Annotated in this window: 1 pseudogene; it reads right to left on the reverse strand. The window is 57.7% G+C overall.

Going from position 1 to position 324, the window contains the following annotated elements:
• Window positions 1-324 (reverse strand): annotated as a pseudogene (locus Q1A34_RS21980) (hypothetical protein); the annotation flags it as partial.

Raw genomic sequence — 324 nt, forward strand, 5'->3', positions numbered from 1 at the left:
GCATAGAGCTGGATCGTTGTCTGATCCGCAACGGCCGCGTCGACACCATCGGTGTTGCGGTCATTGTCGCGCCCCAGCTCAATGGCCCGGGAACCGACCCAGTTATAGACGATGGTATCGTCGTAGTAGGAGCCATGCAGGGTATCGACAGCCGGGTGATCCCATTTTTTGTAATCCAGTTCAGCGTCGTTGTTGGGATCTGCCAGGTGGGCCACGATATTGTCGTGCAGCGTGCTGCGGAAGCCCTTGTTCTCGATGCCGTAGGTCAGGCCGCCGATATTGGGGGCAACCTTGTGTGCTCCGGAAGTGATGACATTGCTGGTC

The organism is uncultured Roseobacter sp. (assembly GCF_947491795.1).
GTDB lineage: Bacteria > Pseudomonadota > Alphaproteobacteria > Rhodobacterales > Rhodobacteraceae > Roseobacter.